This is a genomic window from Mesorhizobium huakuii (assembly GCF_014189455.1).
GTDB lineage: Bacteria > Pseudomonadota > Alphaproteobacteria > Rhizobiales > Rhizobiaceae > Mesorhizobium > Mesorhizobium huakuii_A.
This window is the reverse complement of the sequence record NZ_CP050299.1, coordinates 630,004-646,168: the sequence shown is the minus strand read 5'-3', so window position 1 is coordinate 646,168 and position 16,165 is coordinate 630,004. Positions and strand designations below refer to the sequence as shown.

17 protein-coding genes and 7 pseudogenes are annotated in these 16,165 nt (G+C 62.9%); 18 read left to right on the top strand and 6 right to left on the bottom strand.

The annotated features are described in order from the left end of the window. Window positions 1-269: 269 nt before the first annotated feature. From HB778_RS40815 to HB778_RS40805, 3 pseudogenes are all read right to left on the bottom strand, one after another. Window positions 270-383 (bottom strand): annotated as a pseudogene (locus HB778_RS40815) (transposase); the annotation flags it as partial. An 809-nt stretch (window positions 384-1,192) separates the two neighbouring features. Then, window positions 1,193-1,689, bottom strand: a pseudogene (locus HB778_RS40810) (peptide deformylase). A gap of 3 nt (window positions 1,690-1,692) precedes the next feature. Beyond that, window positions 1,693-2,215: pseudogene (locus tag HB778_RS40805) on the bottom strand (MucR family transcriptional regulator). A gap of 364 nt (window positions 2,216-2,579) precedes the next feature. Between HB778_RS40805 and HB778_RS40800 the strand changes: the two are divergent. The 18 genes and pseudogenes from HB778_RS40800 to HB778_RS40720 all read left to right on the top strand — a co-directional run bounded on the left by HB778_RS40800 (window position 2,580) and on the right by HB778_RS40720 (window position 14,910). Beyond that, complete coding sequence (locus HB778_RS40800; RefSeq protein WP_183455088.1) at window positions 2,580-2,762, top strand: hypothetical protein; 183 nt, start codon at window positions 2,580-2,582, stop codon at window positions 2,760-2,762. A 236-nt stretch (window positions 2,763-2,998) separates the two neighbouring features. Then, entirely contained in the window at window positions 2,999-3,985 is a 987-nt protein-coding gene (locus tag HB778_RS40795; protein WP_183465721.1) for a DUF3991 and toprim domain-containing protein, read from the top strand. Between the two features lie 112 nt (window positions 3,986-4,097). Then, complete coding sequence (locus HB778_RS40790) at window positions 4,098-4,703, top strand: DUF1419 domain-containing protein (RefSeq protein WP_183465720.1); 606 nt, start codon at window positions 4,098-4,100, stop codon at window positions 4,701-4,703. A gap of 11 nt (window positions 4,704-4,714) precedes the next feature. Then, complete coding sequence (locus tag HB778_RS40785; RefSeq protein WP_183465719.1) at window positions 4,715-5,113, top strand: DUF3085 domain-containing protein; 399 nt, start codon at window positions 4,715-4,717, stop codon at window positions 5,111-5,113. Window positions 5,114-5,197: 84 nt separating this feature from the next. Next, window positions 5,198-7,052: pseudogene (locus tag HB778_RS40780) on the top strand (N-6 DNA methylase); the annotation flags it as partial. Further along, window positions 7,044-7,811, top strand: a pseudogene (locus HB778_RS43815) (DUF7007 domain-containing protein); the annotation flags it as partial. The pseudogenes HB778_RS40780 and HB778_RS43815, both read left to right, overlap by 9 nt. Further along, a pseudogene (locus HB778_RS42670) lies at window positions 7,811-8,129 on the top strand (hypothetical protein). The pseudogenes HB778_RS43815 and HB778_RS42670, both read left to right, overlap by 1 nt. A 483-nt stretch (window positions 8,130-8,612) precedes the next feature. Further along, window positions 8,613-9,200, top strand: coding sequence for a hypothetical protein (locus tag HB778_RS40770; protein ID WP_183465717.1), 588 nt, complete (start codon window positions 8,613-8,615; stop codon window positions 9,198-9,200). A gap of 334 nt (window positions 9,201-9,534) precedes the next feature. Next, complete coding sequence (locus HB778_RS40765; protein ID WP_183465716.1) at window positions 9,535-10,461, top strand: ArdC family protein; 927 nt, start codon at window positions 9,535-9,537, stop codon at window positions 10,459-10,461. A gap of 211 nt (window positions 10,462-10,672) precedes the next feature. Next, on the top strand, window positions 10,673-10,981 hold the full coding sequence (locus HB778_RS40760; RefSeq protein ID WP_183455093.1) for a type II toxin-antitoxin system RelB/DinJ family antitoxin: 309 nt from the start codon (window positions 10,673-10,675) through the stop codon (window positions 10,979-10,981). Beyond that, window positions 10,978-11,271 carry a type II toxin-antitoxin system RelE/ParE family toxin gene (locus HB778_RS40755; RefSeq protein ID WP_183465715.1) on the top strand — a complete coding sequence of 98 codons (294 nt, stop codon included), beginning with the start codon at window positions 10,978-10,980 and terminating at the stop codon, window positions 11,269-11,271. The genes HB778_RS40760 and HB778_RS40755 overlap by 4 nt, the downstream gene beginning before the upstream one ends. Before the next feature lie 641 nt (window positions 11,272-11,912). Further along, window positions 11,913-12,224 (top strand): DUF736 domain-containing protein, encoded by a 312-nt coding sequence (locus HB778_RS40750; RefSeq protein WP_183455095.1) that lies wholly within the window; start codon window positions 11,913-11,915, stop codon window positions 12,222-12,224. A 115-nt stretch (window positions 12,225-12,339) separates the two neighbouring features. Then, window positions 12,340-12,585: a type II toxin-antitoxin system Phd/YefM family antitoxin gene (locus tag HB778_RS40745; protein WP_183455096.1), complete on the top strand. Its 246-nt coding sequence runs from the start codon at window positions 12,340-12,342 to the stop codon at window positions 12,583-12,585. Beyond that, window positions 12,582-12,968, top strand: coding sequence for a type II toxin-antitoxin system VapC family toxin (locus HB778_RS40740; protein ID WP_183465714.1), 387 nt, complete (start codon window positions 12,582-12,584; stop codon window positions 12,966-12,968). The genes HB778_RS40745 and HB778_RS40740 overlap by 4 nt, the downstream gene beginning before the upstream one ends. A gap of 701 nt (window positions 12,969-13,669) precedes the next feature. Further along, the gene (locus HB778_RS40735) at window positions 13,670-13,981 is read left to right on the top strand and encodes a DUF736 domain-containing protein (protein ID WP_183455095.1); all 312 of its coding nucleotides are present in this window, start codon (window positions 13,670-13,672) and stop codon (window positions 13,979-13,981) included. 70 nt (window positions 13,982-14,051) lie between these two features. Beyond that, window positions 14,052-14,228, top strand: a complete 177-nt coding sequence (locus HB778_RS40730; protein ID WP_183465713.1) for a hypothetical protein — start codon at window positions 14,052-14,054, stop codon at window positions 14,226-14,228. 20 nt (window positions 14,229-14,248) lie between these two features. Beyond that, entirely contained in the window at window positions 14,249-14,476 is a 228-nt protein-coding gene (locus HB778_RS40725; RefSeq protein ID WP_183455098.1) for a CopG family transcriptional regulator, read from the top strand. Then, complete coding sequence (locus tag HB778_RS40720) at window positions 14,473-14,910, top strand: TA system VapC family ribonuclease toxin (protein WP_183455099.1); 438 nt, start codon at window positions 14,473-14,475, stop codon at window positions 14,908-14,910. Before HB778_RS40725 ends, HB778_RS40720 begins: the two co-directional genes overlap by 4 nt. 37 nt (window positions 14,911-14,947) lie before the next feature. Here HB778_RS40720 and HB778_RS40715 read toward each other — a convergent pair whose 3' ends face one another. The 3 genes and pseudogenes from HB778_RS40715 to HB778_RS40705 form a co-directional block, all read right to left on the bottom strand. Further along, a complete protein-coding gene (locus tag HB778_RS40715) occupies window positions 14,948-15,226 on the bottom strand; it encodes an HU family DNA-binding protein (protein ID WP_183455100.1) in 279 nt (92 codons plus the stop codon). Between the two features lie 119 nt (window positions 15,227-15,345). After that, window positions 15,346-15,591 carry a WGR domain-containing protein gene (locus HB778_RS40710; protein WP_183465712.1) on the bottom strand — a complete coding sequence of 82 codons (246 nt, stop codon included), beginning with the start codon at window positions 15,589-15,591 and terminating at the stop codon, window positions 15,346-15,348. A 375-nt stretch (window positions 15,592-15,966) separates the two neighbouring features. Next, window positions 15,967-16,144, bottom strand: a pseudogene (locus HB778_RS40705) (type IV secretory system conjugative DNA transfer family protein); the annotation flags it as partial. Window positions 16,145-16,165: the final 21 nt, after the last annotated feature.

Here is a 16,165-nt window from a genome sequence, read left to right as displayed (position 1 = left end):
CCTGACGCTACGCTGAACCCCCGTGGCGCAAATGTCCGGCGGCTTTCAAGCTGCCGTCAGCTACGGGTGTTAGAAGCCCGTTACGGAACAACCAAAAAAGGCAAATTATCGACGCCATTCTTTTCTCGGCACTTTTTATTCATGTGACCACCGTTGGCGCTGCATCGGCCGTCGGCAAATCCGACGTTGGGATCGCCGAAAGGCGACCCTGCCAAGCGGTACTGACCAAGCTTGAAGCGGCCCGAAGGCAGATCGGGCGGCGGCGCGACGCTCAGCAATTCGCGCGCGAGTGCGAGGCTGACCTTGCGAGAGCCGCCGGCGAGCAAGCCGTAGTGCCGGATGCGGTGGAAGCCACGCGGCAGGATGTGGAGCAGGAATCTGCGGGCACAGAAGAAAAAGCCCGCTGCCGGGAGGAGGTGGCAGCGGGCTTGATTTGAAATGCAGCGCGGGAGGAGGTGCACTGCATTCAGCGTCGGCATCGCATCTGGGAGGAGTAGATGGCCGACAGGAGGATCATATCGGTTGCCGAAAATATTGCAATGCACAAAACTGTGTATCGCACCTGCGAACACGTTACCTGGGCCGCGCATCAGGTGGCGGCTCAGCTCAGTCCGGAAATCGCAATACCGCCTCGTCGTGACATATTCGGCCTTCCTGTAGGCGGCTTCCAGCCCCGCGGGCCGCGGCAAGCGAGCTGGTGAGTTTTCTCGCTTTATAGAACGGCCGCTTGCCGTACGAGAGGGATGGCGGCTCCCAGTCGGGATCAGGCTGTCGGCGAAGCTGAAGCCCGGCGATACGGGTCTTCTCCCATCGGGCGTCCATCCCTGCCGAAAGTTCCGGCACGACCGCCAGGAGAGATGGAGAATGTAACTGTGCTACAGGCCGTCAGACGATGGTACGAAAAGAGGAGTGCGATCCGGGCGCCGCTGGCGACGAGCCGCACAGGTGCTCATTCTTCTCGACAAGCGCACCGCGTACTACGAAGCGCAGCGTGGCGCGGTCCCGGGCTCATGACGATGCCCGCGAATTCGTCCATAGGGCGAAAGTTGGCGCCGAGATCGCCCACATCGCGCCAGAGGCAGAGGCGGAGATGGACGTCGACGTCGTGCGAGCGGTCGACGACGACGAGCTTGATCGGCACCGACCTGGGTCAACGCACAGGATCTGACTGCGCCCGTGGCCCCAGAGCAGGCTATGGAACACGCAGCAGTTTCTCATATCTCTTGATCAGCCGATCCCGCTTCAGACGCGAGAGCTTCTGGATCCAGAAGATTCCATCGAGTTGATCAATCTCATGTTGGTGGCAGACAGCTAGCAAGCCGTCGGCTTCTTCGACCTGCTCGACGCCGTCCAAATCCTGATAGCCTACGCGAACGAGGGCATGGCGTTCGATCTCCTCAGTGACGCCTGGCATCGAGACACTACCTTCCGTGTGCCGGATCATTTCGGCGGAGGCCCAAAGGATAGCCGGATTGACGTAAGTCCGGAGCCGCGCTGGGGACAGTTCGATTACGACCAGTCGCTTCAAAATGCCGATATGCGGGCGGTGATCCCGATGCCAGGCGCCGCGTGCATGGTGTCCGCCAGGTCGATGGCGAGGTTCCGCAATTCGTCATCGAAGTCTGTTACGGGCTCGGCGACAGCTCGAAGGCGACGGTCGGGAAATCTCACGATCGGCCGGACCGTCACATGTCACTCCTTCGCCTCAGCGATCATCGTGTCGGAAGTCTGGTGATCTTCAGGCCGATCTTGCGGCGTTTCGCCGGTGCTGGCGCCGGGGGGAACTACGGGCTCAGGCACTGCTCCCTTTCTTCCTAGCCCGCTTGCCTTCGCCAGTTGAGAGCGCGCTGCCGTGTAGTTAGGGGCAACCATCGGGTAGTCCGCAGGCAAGCCCCACTTTGCGCGGTATTCATCCGGCGTCATGTATTGTAGTGAGTACCGATGTGGCGCCTAAGCGATTTGAATTTCCTGCCGTCTTCCAGGCAGATGATGAAATCTGGCGTCACCGAGTTCTTGATCGGGACCGCTGGCGCGCGCCTTTCTTCCGGCTGTGCCGCCGGTGCTTCCCGCAGCTTGCTGACCGCTGCATAGGTATCGGCAGCCACGCGGCCGAGTTCGGACGCGTGGAAAGCGGATTGTTGCTGACATACGCGGCAACGATGTTCGCGGTCAGCTCCAGGAGCTCAGTTTCGGGCGCAGCAATCTCTTCAGGCATTTGCGAATTCTCGAGATATCTCGTTCGTTGCGATCCCAACCGCGATCTCGCTACAGGAAACTTGGCCGGCCGTACAGGACCGGAAGCCGTCGGTGACGATCCGCATTGTCTGGGGAGCGATGCAGGGGCCATGGACGAGGGATTGCGCGTTATTCGCACTGGCGCCCATGGCAGGTTCCAACCCCGCTCTTATCGGCTCATTTCCCTTGGTCCAATCCCGACCTTTCCGATCAACCCGCAAGGGGTCCGCTACGCGAGCGTGCGGCCTTGAGGCTGACGCCTCTGCGGTGATCGCGGTCCGTCCCGAGCCCGACGGGCGCCTGTCGAGCGGGGAATTGGTCCCCGCCACAACGGGAGCCAGACCATGTCGCACAATCTCAGCCTCGCGCAGTCCCACGCGTTCGAGCTCGCCCGCACCCTGATGGTCCCGGTGACGCTGTTCCAGGTCGACGGCGAATACGGCGTCCTGCCGAGCGACGAACTCGACGACGCCGACGTCATCGTCCTCCACGAATACGACCCCTACCAGTTCGGCCCGGCTCATTGAGCCGGGTTCGCCCGAGCGGACGTATGCCGCTTGCGAGCGGCGGCCGCAAGGGAGGCTGCGCCGCGGCTGGCGATGCCGTGGCGCTACCGCGCCCTGATCGATTCATCAGTTGCCAGCCGCGCCCTTGCCCCCATCGCTCTTCGCGGCGGGCGAGGATGGTTCCGCAAAGGCTGCGGAAACGGAAAGGCAATCGAGGAAAGGGCCGGGGAGTGTGAAGGCGATCCGGCGGAAAAACGATGGAAAAGAGAGACGTCGAGGAATTGAGGGATCGTGTGCTCTGCGCGGCCGTGCTGGAGCGGGCCGGTTTCGCGATCGATCTGAAGGAAAGCACGCGCCGGGCGGTCAAATACCGGCGCGGTGACGATATCATTATCGTCATCCACGATGGCAAGGGCTGGTTCGATCCGCTGTCCGACGCTAAAGGCGACGTGTTTTCGCTCGTGGCGCATCTCGACGGCATCGGGTTCGCGGAGGTGCTGCAGCGGGTTTCGGAACTGGTCGGCTTCGTGCCGAGCGAACCAGTCTGGACGCGCCAGCCCCGCGACCACGCGCCGGACATCGGCGTCACCGAGCGCTGGCGTTTTCGTCGCGCGCCCTGGCGAGGCTCCATGACCGGGCGGTATCTGCGCAACGAGCGGGACCTCCCGGAATCCGTCATCCGGGCGGCGATGCGGCAGGATCGGCTTCGCGAGGGACCGCGCGGCAGTGTATGGGCCGCTCATGTCGACGACGACGGTGTCGTCACCGGCTGGGAAGAACGCGGACCGGAATGGCGCGGATTCGCCACCGGCGGCGGGAAGGTACTGTTCCGCTTGGGGCCACGCGAGGCCATTCGCTTCTGCGTTACGGAGGCGGCGATCGACGCGATGAGCCTTGCCGCGATCGAAAGCCTGCGGCCCGACAGCCTCTATCTGAGCACCGGCGGCGGATGGGCGCCCGCGACCGAGACGGCCATACGGACGCTTGCGACCCGCCCGAATACGCAGCTTGTCGCCGCGACCGACAACAATGTGCAGGGCGAAGCCTATGCCGAACGCATCGAGGCGATCGCCGTCGCGGCGGCATGCGGCTTTGCGCGGTTGCGGCCGGTCACGGAAGACTGGAACGACGATCTGCAGGCGATGATGAAAGAAGAAGAGGAACGGAGAGGGAAGAAGAAACCCGACTGCCGCATGCCGCCTGCCGCGTCAAGGGTGAAGCTTCGCCCGCTGCGCGGCCCTTGACCCGGCCGGACGGAGAGGCGGCCGCGGGGGAGGGGTCATGAAGGGCTGAATTGACGGCGAAGTCGGAAGGATGAGCCGCGCTCCAGCCCGACGAGGCTGAAAGGAGCCCGCCATGCACCCCGTATCCCCGATCAGAAAGGTCTTTCAGGGCGTCGCCGACCGGCGCCAGATGTTCCGCATGTTCGACCGTCACGCGCAGCGGCCCAACCGCTGGGACGCCGACGCGAGCGCGCTCTATGCCGGCGAATGGTTCGAGACCGGCCAGGCAGACCACGACTATATGTTCGAGATCCTGCCGCCACTCTGGATGCGCGGCGACATGTTCGCGATGCGCGAATTCCTGACCGGTAGTGTCACCAGCGTCTTCTTCGCGCTGACGATCGACAGCCAGCTCCGTCATTTCCACGGCTATTGCGATCTTTCCGACAGGGGCTCACCCGAGCGGATGCGTGCCGCGATCGTCGACCGGGAATCGCGGCCGGTGAAGGCAATGACGCGGACCGAGCGCCTCGATCACATCTGGAGCGCGACCCATGATGATTATCGCGGCTATGCCGGGGAGCGCTGGCCGGAGCCTGCACGTGGCAAGCGGACCATCACCGTCTACGGCGGCAGCCGGGGCACGACGTTGAAGCTGCTCAACGATCTCACCGACGAAGAGATCTCGGCCAAGCTTCCGGTGCATCTGCGCTACCTCCCCGACGCGATCGCGGCGTGAGGGGGGCGGCCATGTTCACGTTTTCCATTCTCGGCGTTGGCAAGGTCATCGAACGCGGAAAGACCGATGCCGCCGCCAATGGCGGATTCCGCAACCCGTATTACGGCCTCAGGCCCGGCAAGGGCGAGATCCCCGGCGTTTGGCTGGTCGGAGACCAGGGGGTCTACATCATGTCGAACGGAAAACTCGCCGACGGTGACCGCCCGCTCGTGGTCTATTCCGACGAGTGCCATCCGGTCGGCAATCCGGACTGGTTCCATTACAAACACCGTCATTTCGGCGGTGACGACGGGATCGAATTCATCGACGCCGAGAGGCTCATTCCGCTGTTCGATCGGAACATCCGCCGCACTCATCTGCTCGTGCAGCTGACCGAGACCGAAGTCTCGCTGTCCCTGATCGCCCGCTAGCCCCTTCACAACCTCCCCAGCCCTTCACGCGGCCGACAACGCCGTCCGCGTGATCGCGCTCGCCAAAATCCAAGGAGATTTTCCATGCCCCACGACGACCCCTTCACTCTCGACCTCTTCGGAAACACTGCGCTGTCCTCGGGCCTCTGCGTCGGGGTAACGGCCTTTTCGACGTCTTCCGCCGATAGTCCGGTCGATGACGATCCGTCTCCCGTCTCACCAGCCCCGGCCATGCCGATCGGCGCGGCCGCATTGCCTGCTCGGGCGCATCAGGTCGATAAGGGCGAGAACTTCAAGCTGGCAGCGTACCCGCGGCCTTGCCACATCCTGGCGGGACCGGGCTCGTGACAATCTCGCCGCCATACGGCTCGCCGCCGATATCGTCGACCAGCAGCGGTTTGCCACGCCCGAGGAACAAGCAGCGCTGATCCGGTTCACCGGCTTTGGAGCTTCAGCACTGGCGAACGGCGTGTTCCGCCGCCCCGGCGAGCAGACGTTTCGCCAGGGCTGGGAGAAGATAGCCGCCGATCTGGAGGAGGCGGTCGACAGCCGGGACTACGCCTCGCTGGCCCGCTGCACGCAGTACGCCCATTTCACACCGGAATACATCATCCGAGCGATCTGGGCCGGCTTGCGGCGGCTCGGCTTCCGTGGCGGCAGTGTGCTGGAGCCGGGCGTCGGCACAGGGCTCTTTCCGGCGTTGATGCCAGAGGCATTGCGCGCTGCCTCGCACGTCACCGGCATCGAGATCGATCCGGTCACGGCGCGGATCGCCTGCCTCCTTCAGCCGAACGCCCGAATCCTCAACCAGGATTTCGCGCGGGTCGACTTGGCCGAGCATTTCGATCTGGCGGTCGGCAATCCGCCGTTCTCGGACAGGATCGTCCGATCCGACCCCGCATACCGCTCGCACGGCTTCCGGCTACACGACTACTTCATCGCAAAGGCCGTCTCTCGGCTGAAGCCGGGCGCACTCGCCGCCTTCGTCACCTCCAGTGGAACGACGGACAAGGCCGATGCCCGCGCCCGCAAGCACATCGCCACAATGGCGGATCTGGTCGCTGCCGTTCGCCTGCCGGAGGGCAGCTTTCGCGCCGATGCCGGGACGGATGTTGTCGTCGACATCCTGTTCTTCCGCAGGCGCAAGCACGGAGAGCCCGAAGGCGATGTGTCATGGCTCGACCTGGAGGACGTTCAGCCCGCCACCGAGGACGAGAGCGCAATCCGCGTGAACCGCTGGTTTGCGATGCATCCTGACATGGTGCTCGGCGAGCATGCCCGTCGCCGCGGGATCTACGGTCCCGACGAGACGTATACCTGCCTGCCGCATGCCGGCACGGATCTCGATGCGGCACTGACAGCCGTCGTGCATCTCCTTCCGGAAGCCATCTATGACGGCGAACCGGAAGAGATCGGAGCAGACGCTGGCGAGCATGTTGAAGCGCCGGCCCGCAACGCTGCGGACGGCGCGACAATCCGCGAGGGCAGCTACTTCATCGGCCAGAACACCGCGCTGATGCAGATGGTCGACGGCGAGCCCGTCACCATCCAGATTCGGAAGGGCGTGACCGGCGACGGCATCCCGGAAAAGCATGTCCGCATCCTCCGCAAGCTGGTCCCGATCCGTGGCGCCGTACGCGAGGTGCTGAAGGCCCAGGAGTTCGACCGGCCGTGGAAGCCGGCGCAGGTCAGGCTGCGCATCGCCTGGTCGAGCTTCGTGCGCGCGTTCGGACCGATCAACTTTACCACTGTCTCGACCGCGCAAGATGAGGAAACCGGCGACGTGCGCGAGACGCACCGCCGGCCCAACATCCAGCCGTTCCTGGACGATCCCGATTGCTGGCTGGTGGCCTCAATCGAGGACTACGACCTGGAGACCAACACGGCAAAGCCCGGACCCCTGTTTACCGAGCGCGTGATCGCGCCACCCCTGGTGCCGGGAGGCGACGGGAAGCATTTTCTCGCCACAGGATGGCGTATCGCCCGTCCGATCGCGGAATGGCGGCGCGACGATTTTTATGGTCATGCCGGCCAACTCGCGGACGAGGCTACCTTCAGGGCCAAGGTGCTGAAACAGGCGGAACACCGGTGCGAGAAATTCGCGCTCGGCCGTCGTGAAGAGCGATCATCGGCAAGCACACCTTGGGGGTCGTCGCAGGGTGCGACGGTCTATGCCGACGGTGTCGTTCTTCACTCGGCGGCCGGCCATGGTGGGTTTCTTCTCTCGCCCGAGCGCAACCGCAAGGTTCATCGATCGCTGCGTGTCGACGGCGGCGCCTACGAGGAGGATGAGGCCTGGGCAATCGTGGCCTTAACCTTTCCGCACCTGTTCACCAGCTTCGAGCGGCGCTGCGCGAACAGGACGATGAAGGACAGCTTCCCGGACGCCTGGGAAACGATCGCAGGCAACGTGCTGGGAACCGGTGAATCCTGGAGGAAGGACGAGCGCTCCTTCTTCGACGAGCACGCCGACGATTGGATCGTCGTGTCGGCGATCCTTTCCGGTCATCAATCCGGTTTCACGGAGGTCATCGCGACCCCCGGTGGCAAGCGCGGGCATGGTACCGAGGAGCGACGCTTCCTTGTTCCTTCGGACGAATACCGGGTCGGCCCCTTCGGCTTCATCATCGATCCGCAGCGGCACGCCGTCTACGGCGGACCGTCCAGCTTCGTCAGCTGGCAGGGAAGGGCGGTATGATGTTGTCCAGAGATCGTCGTGCTCAGCTCTTCCGTATGAGGATGCGCGCCGGCAGACCCAGCGTCAGCTGGACATGATCAACCGCCAGATCACCCGAGGCATGGCGGCCCTGATACGGCAATATCCCGTCATACTAGGTATCGGCGGGGGAGATCGCCTGATCCAGGTGCATTCCTCGAACGGTATCGCGCCAACCTCGCTGCCGTTACCGCTGAGCGCCAGCCGGAGATCGCCGCCTTGTCGCGCAAGCTGGCGCGGCAGGAAAGCGCCATGGCGATATTGCGGCAGCGACTTCAATCGGAGACGCTCTGTGCGTGATCCGAGATGCTGGCGCCAGCCGCTGCCAAAGGTCAAGCATGGATGCGGGGGTGGCAACATCCGTGTCGAGCGAGCGACCATCATCAGATCGACGGCGCCCGGCGTCAGTGCGGCAACCCATGGGACTTTATTGCGGCGCCAGCCGAACAGGCGCCTATCCTTCGGCATGCCGGTGCCCGTGATCATCCCCTTGCCGGTCTTCCCGTCGGGTTTGCTGCGGTCTGAACCGGCGGCTGGCCACTTCAAGGCCGCTGTCGCGCCGCGGAGCGGCCGGAACCCGCCGATCTCGGCAAGGCCGGCCCGCGTCCTTCACAAGGACCAGTGAAAGGACTGGCCCCCGCTTGTCCGCAAGCCGGCCTCGCTCGCCTGGCAGGTCCCGGACCCTGAAGTGTCCAGCTTCCGCCGGTTCCTTTTGACCGCACCCGCAGGAAAGACCGGCAAGGGCCGGAACACCTGAAGGGCATCGCTAGAAAGGTAAGCTCAATGTCCAGTTCAGCCCGCTCAAGCAAGGCCAAGGCCCGCGTCGTCCAGCTCCGCAAGGGCACGACCCTCGAAATGGTCCGGCTCTGCTGCCCGGACAGCAACCAGGCCTCTCTCATATCCGAAAGCTTCGGCCTTCCTGTCCTCGACAGCGACGGCATCCGGGACTTTCATGAGCGCAGCCTGATCGAAGGCGCTGATACCCTCTCCGAGGGGCTTTCCGAAAAAGCCATGCAGATCCACCTGCAAAGGATCGTCGGCTCCTATGTCGGTTCGGCCTTTGGAGCAGGCCAGTTCTACTCGAAGGCCGTTACCGAGGCCAAGGACGCCACGGCCAAGCTCGCCAATGACACTCGCGACGAGGACATTGACGGTCCGGTCGGCTTCAACAGCAAGGCCCAGCGCAAGCGCGAATTCGCCGCCGACATGGGCCTTCAGGCACGCGCCCTGCGCATGGCGGCCGAGGGCGCCGTCGCCGCCTACGAGCACATCATCGGTGAAAGCTGGAAGCCCTACGAGCGCCAGACCGAGAACCCCGGCCAGACCGTCAACCGGCAGGCAGCCGATCTCCAGATGGCGGCGCTTGGCTAACCCCCAATGGGCGGAGCTTCGGCTCCGCCCGATCTTCCTCCCTTGAGGCTGGCGTCCTACTGGACGCCGGCCTCTTCGCGTGCGCCAGGGCATCTGAAGCCAAAGAAATGGAAACCGTCGTCGAGGCCGCGCCAATCGCGGCCGTCACGAATGTTGGTCCTGCTCCGGTCCTCGGCCCCCGAAACGGCTGCGCCATCCTCCACTGACGTTGCGGCCCGCATGCAACGCTTCCCCGCCTTCCGATTCCTCTTCTGCGGGTTCGCGGACCTGCGGTCCTGCGCTTGCGGACCTCGTGACGGCCGCGATTGGCGCGACCTCGAATGGAGGTTCGGAAATGGACAGGAAAAACAACAAGACCCGCGTCGACATCTACGCGAAAATCACCGATCGCATCGTCTCGGATCTGGAAAAGGGAGTGCGCCCCTGGGTCAAGCCCTGGAGCGGTGCGAACACCACGGGTCCTATAACGCGCCCGCTCCGCCACAACGGACTGCCGTATCAGGGGATCAATACGCTGCTTCTCTGGTCGGAGGCGGTTGCGCGAAGCTTGGTTTCCCCGACCTGGATGACGTTCAAGCAGAGCGTCGAGCTCGGCGGTCATGTTCGCAAGGGCGAGACCGGCTCCATGGTCGTCTATGCCAACCGCTTCAACCGAACCGAAACCGATGCCCAGGGCGAAGAGGTCGAGCGCGGTATTCCCTTCCTCAAGGCCTATACGGTGTTCTGCGCCGACCAGATCGAGGGGCTTCCGGCACAATATTACGGCAATCCCGCTCCGGTAGCCGATCAGGTGGAGCGGATCGAAAACGCGGACACCTTCTTCGCAAACACCGGTGCTGTCATCCGGCACGGTGGGGATAAGGCCTGTTTCAATCCAGCTCTCGACATTGTGCAAATGCCTCCGTTCGAGAGTTTCCGGGACGCGCCGAGTTACTATGCGACCCTTGGGCACGAACTGACCCATTGGGTCGGCGCTGAGAAGCGGCTTGATCGCAATCTCTCACGATATCACAAGGATCGTTCCTTCAGGGCGCACGAGGAACTCTTGGCCGATCTGGGCGGCTGTTTTTTGGCGGCCGATCTCGGCATCGTTCCCGAGCTCGAGCCGAGGCCCGACCACGCAAGCTATCTTGCAAGCTGGCTTGAGATTCTCAGGAACGAGAAGCGTTTCATCTTCGCCGCGGCGGCCCATGCCCAGCGGGCGGTCAACTATCTGCATGATCTCCAGCCGCAGGGGACACTGGTCGAGCACGCCGCGTGATAAATCTCCAATCGCATGGCGCTGGGCCATCCAGAGCGCTTAAGGGCCACGCTGCGTTCGCAGCTAGGTGTGTATAGGCCGCCTGCGCCTTGCCACCGCAGGGAAGCCGCCTGCATTCTTCGCCAGCGATGCCGCGATTAGTGTGTGGTCGTCGTAGCTAGAAACAGTCATTCAAGTGCATTACATTGTGGATTCGAGACAGGAGACAACCATGGCGACAAACGCACTCGTGCAGACGCGTATCGATTCCAACATCAGGGACCGCGCGGCGTCCGTGCTTGAAGGCATGGGGCTGACGGTTTCCGACGTAGTACGCATCCTGCTGACGCGCACCGCCAATGAAGGTGCACTGCCGCTGGAACTGATCAGCAACAGCGAGGCTCATGATGCATGGTTTCGCGCCAAAGTGATGCAGGCACTCGAAGATACCCGGACCGATGTCACCGCTGAAGATGTAGAGACGCATTTTGCATCCCGACGCGCTGCCGCGCTACGCAAGGCAGGAACTACCCAGTCATGAGGCTGAAATGGTCAGCGTTTGCGCTTGCTGATCGCGACGACATCTTCACCCATATCGAAGCCGAAAGCTCGCGCGCGGCGGCTGCCGTTGACGAGCATATCGCGCAGGCGGTGCTCCGCCTGGTCGAGTTTCCCGAGAGTGGACGCCCTGGACGAGTGCCCGGCACGCGGGAGCTGGTCATCTCCCGAACGCCATATATTGCAGCCTACGTTCTAACCCATGATGCTATCCGTATCCTGCGTGTTCTCCATGGTGCGCAGATGTGGCCCGAGGACTTTTCGTCCGACTAGCTTCCGTGATGCAATCGCCTGCACGGTGACGCTGATCCCGACTGAAGCTGGCACCCGATACGCCGTTGCCAGCAGCGTTCTGCTGAACCGGCGCCATAGTCTCGGCTTCGGTTGAATGCCCCGGTCATGCTGACGAGTGACGTCGAGCGCTGACATTACTATCCTGCCAAGACGTCTCGGTTCTGATGTCGGCGTTGGTGCTTGTGAGCACGACCCTGCCTACTGGGTCTGGGCAGATTCGCAGGCTGCCGTCGTCCGGACGGACAGTTGATCACACAAGTCGCCGTCTCATGGCGATGAGGCGGTGGTGGAACGCCCGTCTTCATTCCTGTTTCCGAAAGCACGTCCATCTGCGTCCTCGATGTGACTGGTCTGACCGAACGCCGATCCCGCAGCGCGGGCTCTCGATCTTGTCCCGGCAACGGCCTGCGCGACTTTCTTCCCCTGCCGGCTGCGCCGCCATTCCTCGCGATCCAAGAAAGTCGCTCCCGGCCGCCTTCCACTTCGTTCCAGCCCTAAGGACCACCCCATTTGCGCACGCGCAACGGGGACCCCGGTGGGTGCGGGTCGATCGCCTCCGTTCCACCGACCGTCATCGAGGTCGCGATGGGCGCGGCCCGACCAACAAAGGAATGAGACAAATGGCTACCATCGGCACCTTCACCTCCACCGGCAACGGCTTCACCGGCACGATCAAAACCCTCAACCTCAACGTCAAGGCCAAGCTGGTCCGCGTCGAGAACCCCTCGGACAAGGGCCCGCACTTCCGCATCTTCGCGGCGGCGAATGTCGAATTGGGCGCCGCCTGGCAGAAGGTCTCCGCAGAAGGCCGTGACTACCTCTCGGTCAAGCTGGACGACCCGAGCTTCCCCGCTCCGATCTACGCCACCCTGATCGAAGTTGACGGCGAGCAAGGCCTGCAGCTGATCTGGTCCCGATCAAACCGGGACTGAGGATCTCGCGCGAGGGCTCCGCCGCAAGGCGGGGCCTTCAGCCTTCTTCGGCAGGTGCACTTGAACGTCAGGCACGCATAGACTAAGTTTCATGGACTAAGTCATGGAGCCAGCAATGCGCACCGTCAATATCCACGAGGCCAAGACGCATCTGTCACGCCTTATCGACAAGGCGGCCAAGGGCGAATCTTTCATCATCGCCAAATCCGGCAAGCCGATGGTGAAGGTCGTCGCGATAGACGCTCCTGCGGCCGGCGAAACGCGTCGCGTCGGGTTTATGGCCGGGCAGTTTTCCGTTCCGGACGATTTTGATCGCATGGCCGGTGAGGAAATCGAGAAGCTGTTTGGCGGCGACGCATGAAACTTCTGCTCGATACCCATCTTCTGCTCTGGGCGGCGGGCGAGCCCGACAAGCTCCCGCCTGCCGCCCTCGCTGAGATCGAGAATGCCGACAACGACCTGACGTTCAGCGCTGCAAGTCTCTGGGAGATTGCGATCAAACGGGGTCTGGGCCGCGCTGATTTCACGGTCGATGCGCGTCTTTTGCGCAGGGCCCTGATCGACAACGGCTATTATGAGCTGCCAATCACAAGCGAGCATGCCATAGCCGTGGAGGGGCTTCCCCCCATCCACAAGGACCCCTTCGATCGGATCCTGATTGCTCAGTCGATCGTCGAGGGCATTACATTGCTGACCGTCGACGATCTGGTTGCACAATATCCCGCGCCTATCCGTCGCCTTTGATAACCTCCGGCCGGAGAGCGGGGGCTTCTTCCTGCCGCACCCGCGCCGTTCATCGCCCGCCCAAGTCCTTTATTGTGAAAACGCGCCGAACAGAGACCCCAAGCACTGGACGCCCAAATATCTGATCCACTGCTCTTTCCAGGATTTTCGACGGGCCACTTCCGGACCCCATGCCATTACCCGGTCGGCCTGACCAGTGACGTCGAGCGCTCACATTGCCACCCTGCCACGACGTCTCGGTTCTGGTGTCGGCGTTGGTGCTTGTGAGCACGACCCTGCCTACTGGGTCTGGGCAGATTCGCAGGCTGCCGTCGTCCGGACGGACAGTTGATCACACAAGTCGCCGTCTCATGGCGATGAGGCGGTGGTGGAACGCCCGTCTTCATTCCTGTTTCCGAAAGCACGTCCATCTGCGTCCTCGATGTGACTGGTCTGACCGAACGCCGATCCCGCAGTGCGGGCTCTCGATCTTGTCCCGGCAACGGCCTGCGCGACTTTCTTCCCCTGCCGGCTGCGCCGCCATTCCTCGCGATCCAAGAAAGTCGCTCCCGGCCGCCTTCCACTTCGTTCCAGCCCTAAGGACCACCCCATTTGCGCACGCGCAACGGGGACCCCGGTGGGTGCGGGTCGATCGCCTCCGTTCCACCGACCGTCATCGAGGTCGCGATGGGCGCGGCCCGACCAACAAAGGAATGAGACAAATGGCTACCATCGGCACCTTCACCTCCACCGGCAACGGCTTCACCGGCACGATCAAAACCCTCAACCTCAACGTCAAGGCCAAGCTGGTCCGCGTCGAGAACCCCTCGGACAAGGGCCCGCACTTCCGCATCTTCGCGGCGGCGAATGTCGAATTGGGCGCCGCCTGGCAGAAGGTCTCCGCAGAAGGCCGTGACTACCTCTCGGTCAAGCTGGACGACCCGAGCTTCCCCGCTCCGATCTACGCCACCCTGATCGAAGTTGACGGCGAGCAAGGCCTGCAGCTGATCTGGTCCCGATCAAACCGGGACTGAGGATCTCGCGCGAGGGCTCCGCCGCAAGGCGGGGCCCACTGGCGAACTGGTCAACCGAAAGGACACCTACATGACGAGCACCATCGCGCATCAGCAAAAGCCCTTGGTTCCGTCGACATCGCCGTCTGGCCGGGCGGTGCGTGGACCGAACTGGTCGACGTCTGGAACGGCGATGCGGCTTCGTGTCCGATACCTCGAGCCGCTTGAGTATCTGCCGTCGCTGCTCTATATGATGCGTGATGATTGATGCGAACCAAGGAGGGCGATATGAGAACGACACTGGCGATCGATGACGACGTCCTGGTCGCGGCCAAGGCCATGGCCCGGCAGCAAGATCGCAGCGTGGGCGAGATCATCACCGATCTCGCCCGGCGCTCGCTGCGCCGCCCGCAGGCCGGCGGCGAGCGCAACGGGATTCCTCTGCTATCGCCTCGGCCGGATGCCCCTCCTGTCACGCTTGAGACGGTCAACGCCTTACGTGACGAGCTGCCGTGACCTTCCTGCTCGATGTCAATGTGCTGATCGCGCTGATCGATCCTGGCCATGTCGCCCATGACGATGCGCATGGCTGGTTCGAAGTGACCGGCTACGCCGCATGGGCTACCTGTCCCATCACCGAAAACGGCGTCCTGCGCATCGTCGGCAACCAAAAATATCCTAATTCTCCCGGCTCGCCTGCAGTCGTTGCGCAAATCGTTACCAAGTTGCGAGCCCTGCATGGGCACAGCTTCTGGCCCGACGATGTGAGCCTGGTTGGCTCCGGCGACATCGATGCTGCGAAAATCCTGACCTCGGCACAGGTCACCGACACTTATCTTCTTGCGCTCGCCAAGGCGCATGGTGGCCAACTTGCGAGCTTTGACCGCAAGCTGTCGGCGGCGGCCCTGAAGAGCGGGAAGTCTTCACTGCACCTGATCACCACAAGCTAGACCGCCGGGCTCTTTCTGTCAGGGTATCCCGGCAAGATCAGCCGTTGAGCGCGTCCTTGATGGCTTTTGCCGGCGTGAAGGACAGCTTCTTCGAGGCGGAGATCTTGATGGTCGCGCCCGTCGACGGGTTGCGGCCCTCGCGTTCAGGTGTGTCCTTCACCTTGAATTTGCCGAAACCGGGCAGGCTCGTCTCGGCACCGCTCGCGGCCGCATCGGCGATCGCCTTGAACACGCTGTCGACGATGCTCCTGGCCTGCATCTTCGTCAGACCGTTGTCGGCTGCAATCTTGTCAGCGATCTCATTTGCGGTCGTCATGGAACGTGCTCCTCGCGTTGTTGCTGGTCACTGTTTGGCACACAACAACACGGGGTTGGTAGTCCGCGCGTGCGCAACGCTTGAAAATTCCCGGAAGACTGCGCGATCGGCCTGATTTCCTACGGAGCCATATATCCGCGCTTACGTTTGCGGCGCTCGAGCCGGGAGAACGCTTCGTCGGAATCCGCGCGCTCATCGAAGGTTTCCATCATCACCTGGCCGTTTGTGCCGATCCGGCCCCAGTTGCGGACCAGCGACGCGCCGCCGAACAATGTCGGCTGAATGGACAGCACATAGAACCGAGACATGTTGCGAGCCGGATCGATGCGGCGAAGATGAAGCGGTTCTGTCACAGGTTTCGGCATAGTTGGAATCTTCGCTTCCTTTGGAAGCAACGTCCAACGACTTCGATGAATCGATCATGCCTGACCGATTCATGCGGCTGATGCGCCCGGCTCAATACACCAGCTGCGCCGTGATTGTTCGCCTGAAATGTCGTGCTACGCCGATCGTGTCCAATGAGTGTTCCCAATCGGTTGCCGGTGCTTCGCAGTATTGATGGAACGCATCCGCTTGCGGTACTTGTCAGCGATCGACGGCTCGCGTGTTCCCCAGCCCGAAGGGCCGCCGCCCAACTTGGTGGGCGGCGAAGCGGAGGGGCTGAACGCGCTATCCAAAACGCGCCGTAGAGAAGCCCCGGAGCTTTCACAGGGAGAGAAGTCCTTGCCCGATCGGGCAGGTCATTTCTTGTTCGGCCCGAACCTGTTTGTGCCAACTCGTTCAAGCATGTCGTTGCGCCGACAGTAGATCGCGCGGCCGCAGCGCAGCGGCGGGTTGCCGGCGGTGAAGACGATCTGCTCATCGGTGCGTATTTGTATAACGTCATGAGGGGATGATCAGCGGCCGTCGAGCGATCTTCGTAACCGGGGCAGATTACCG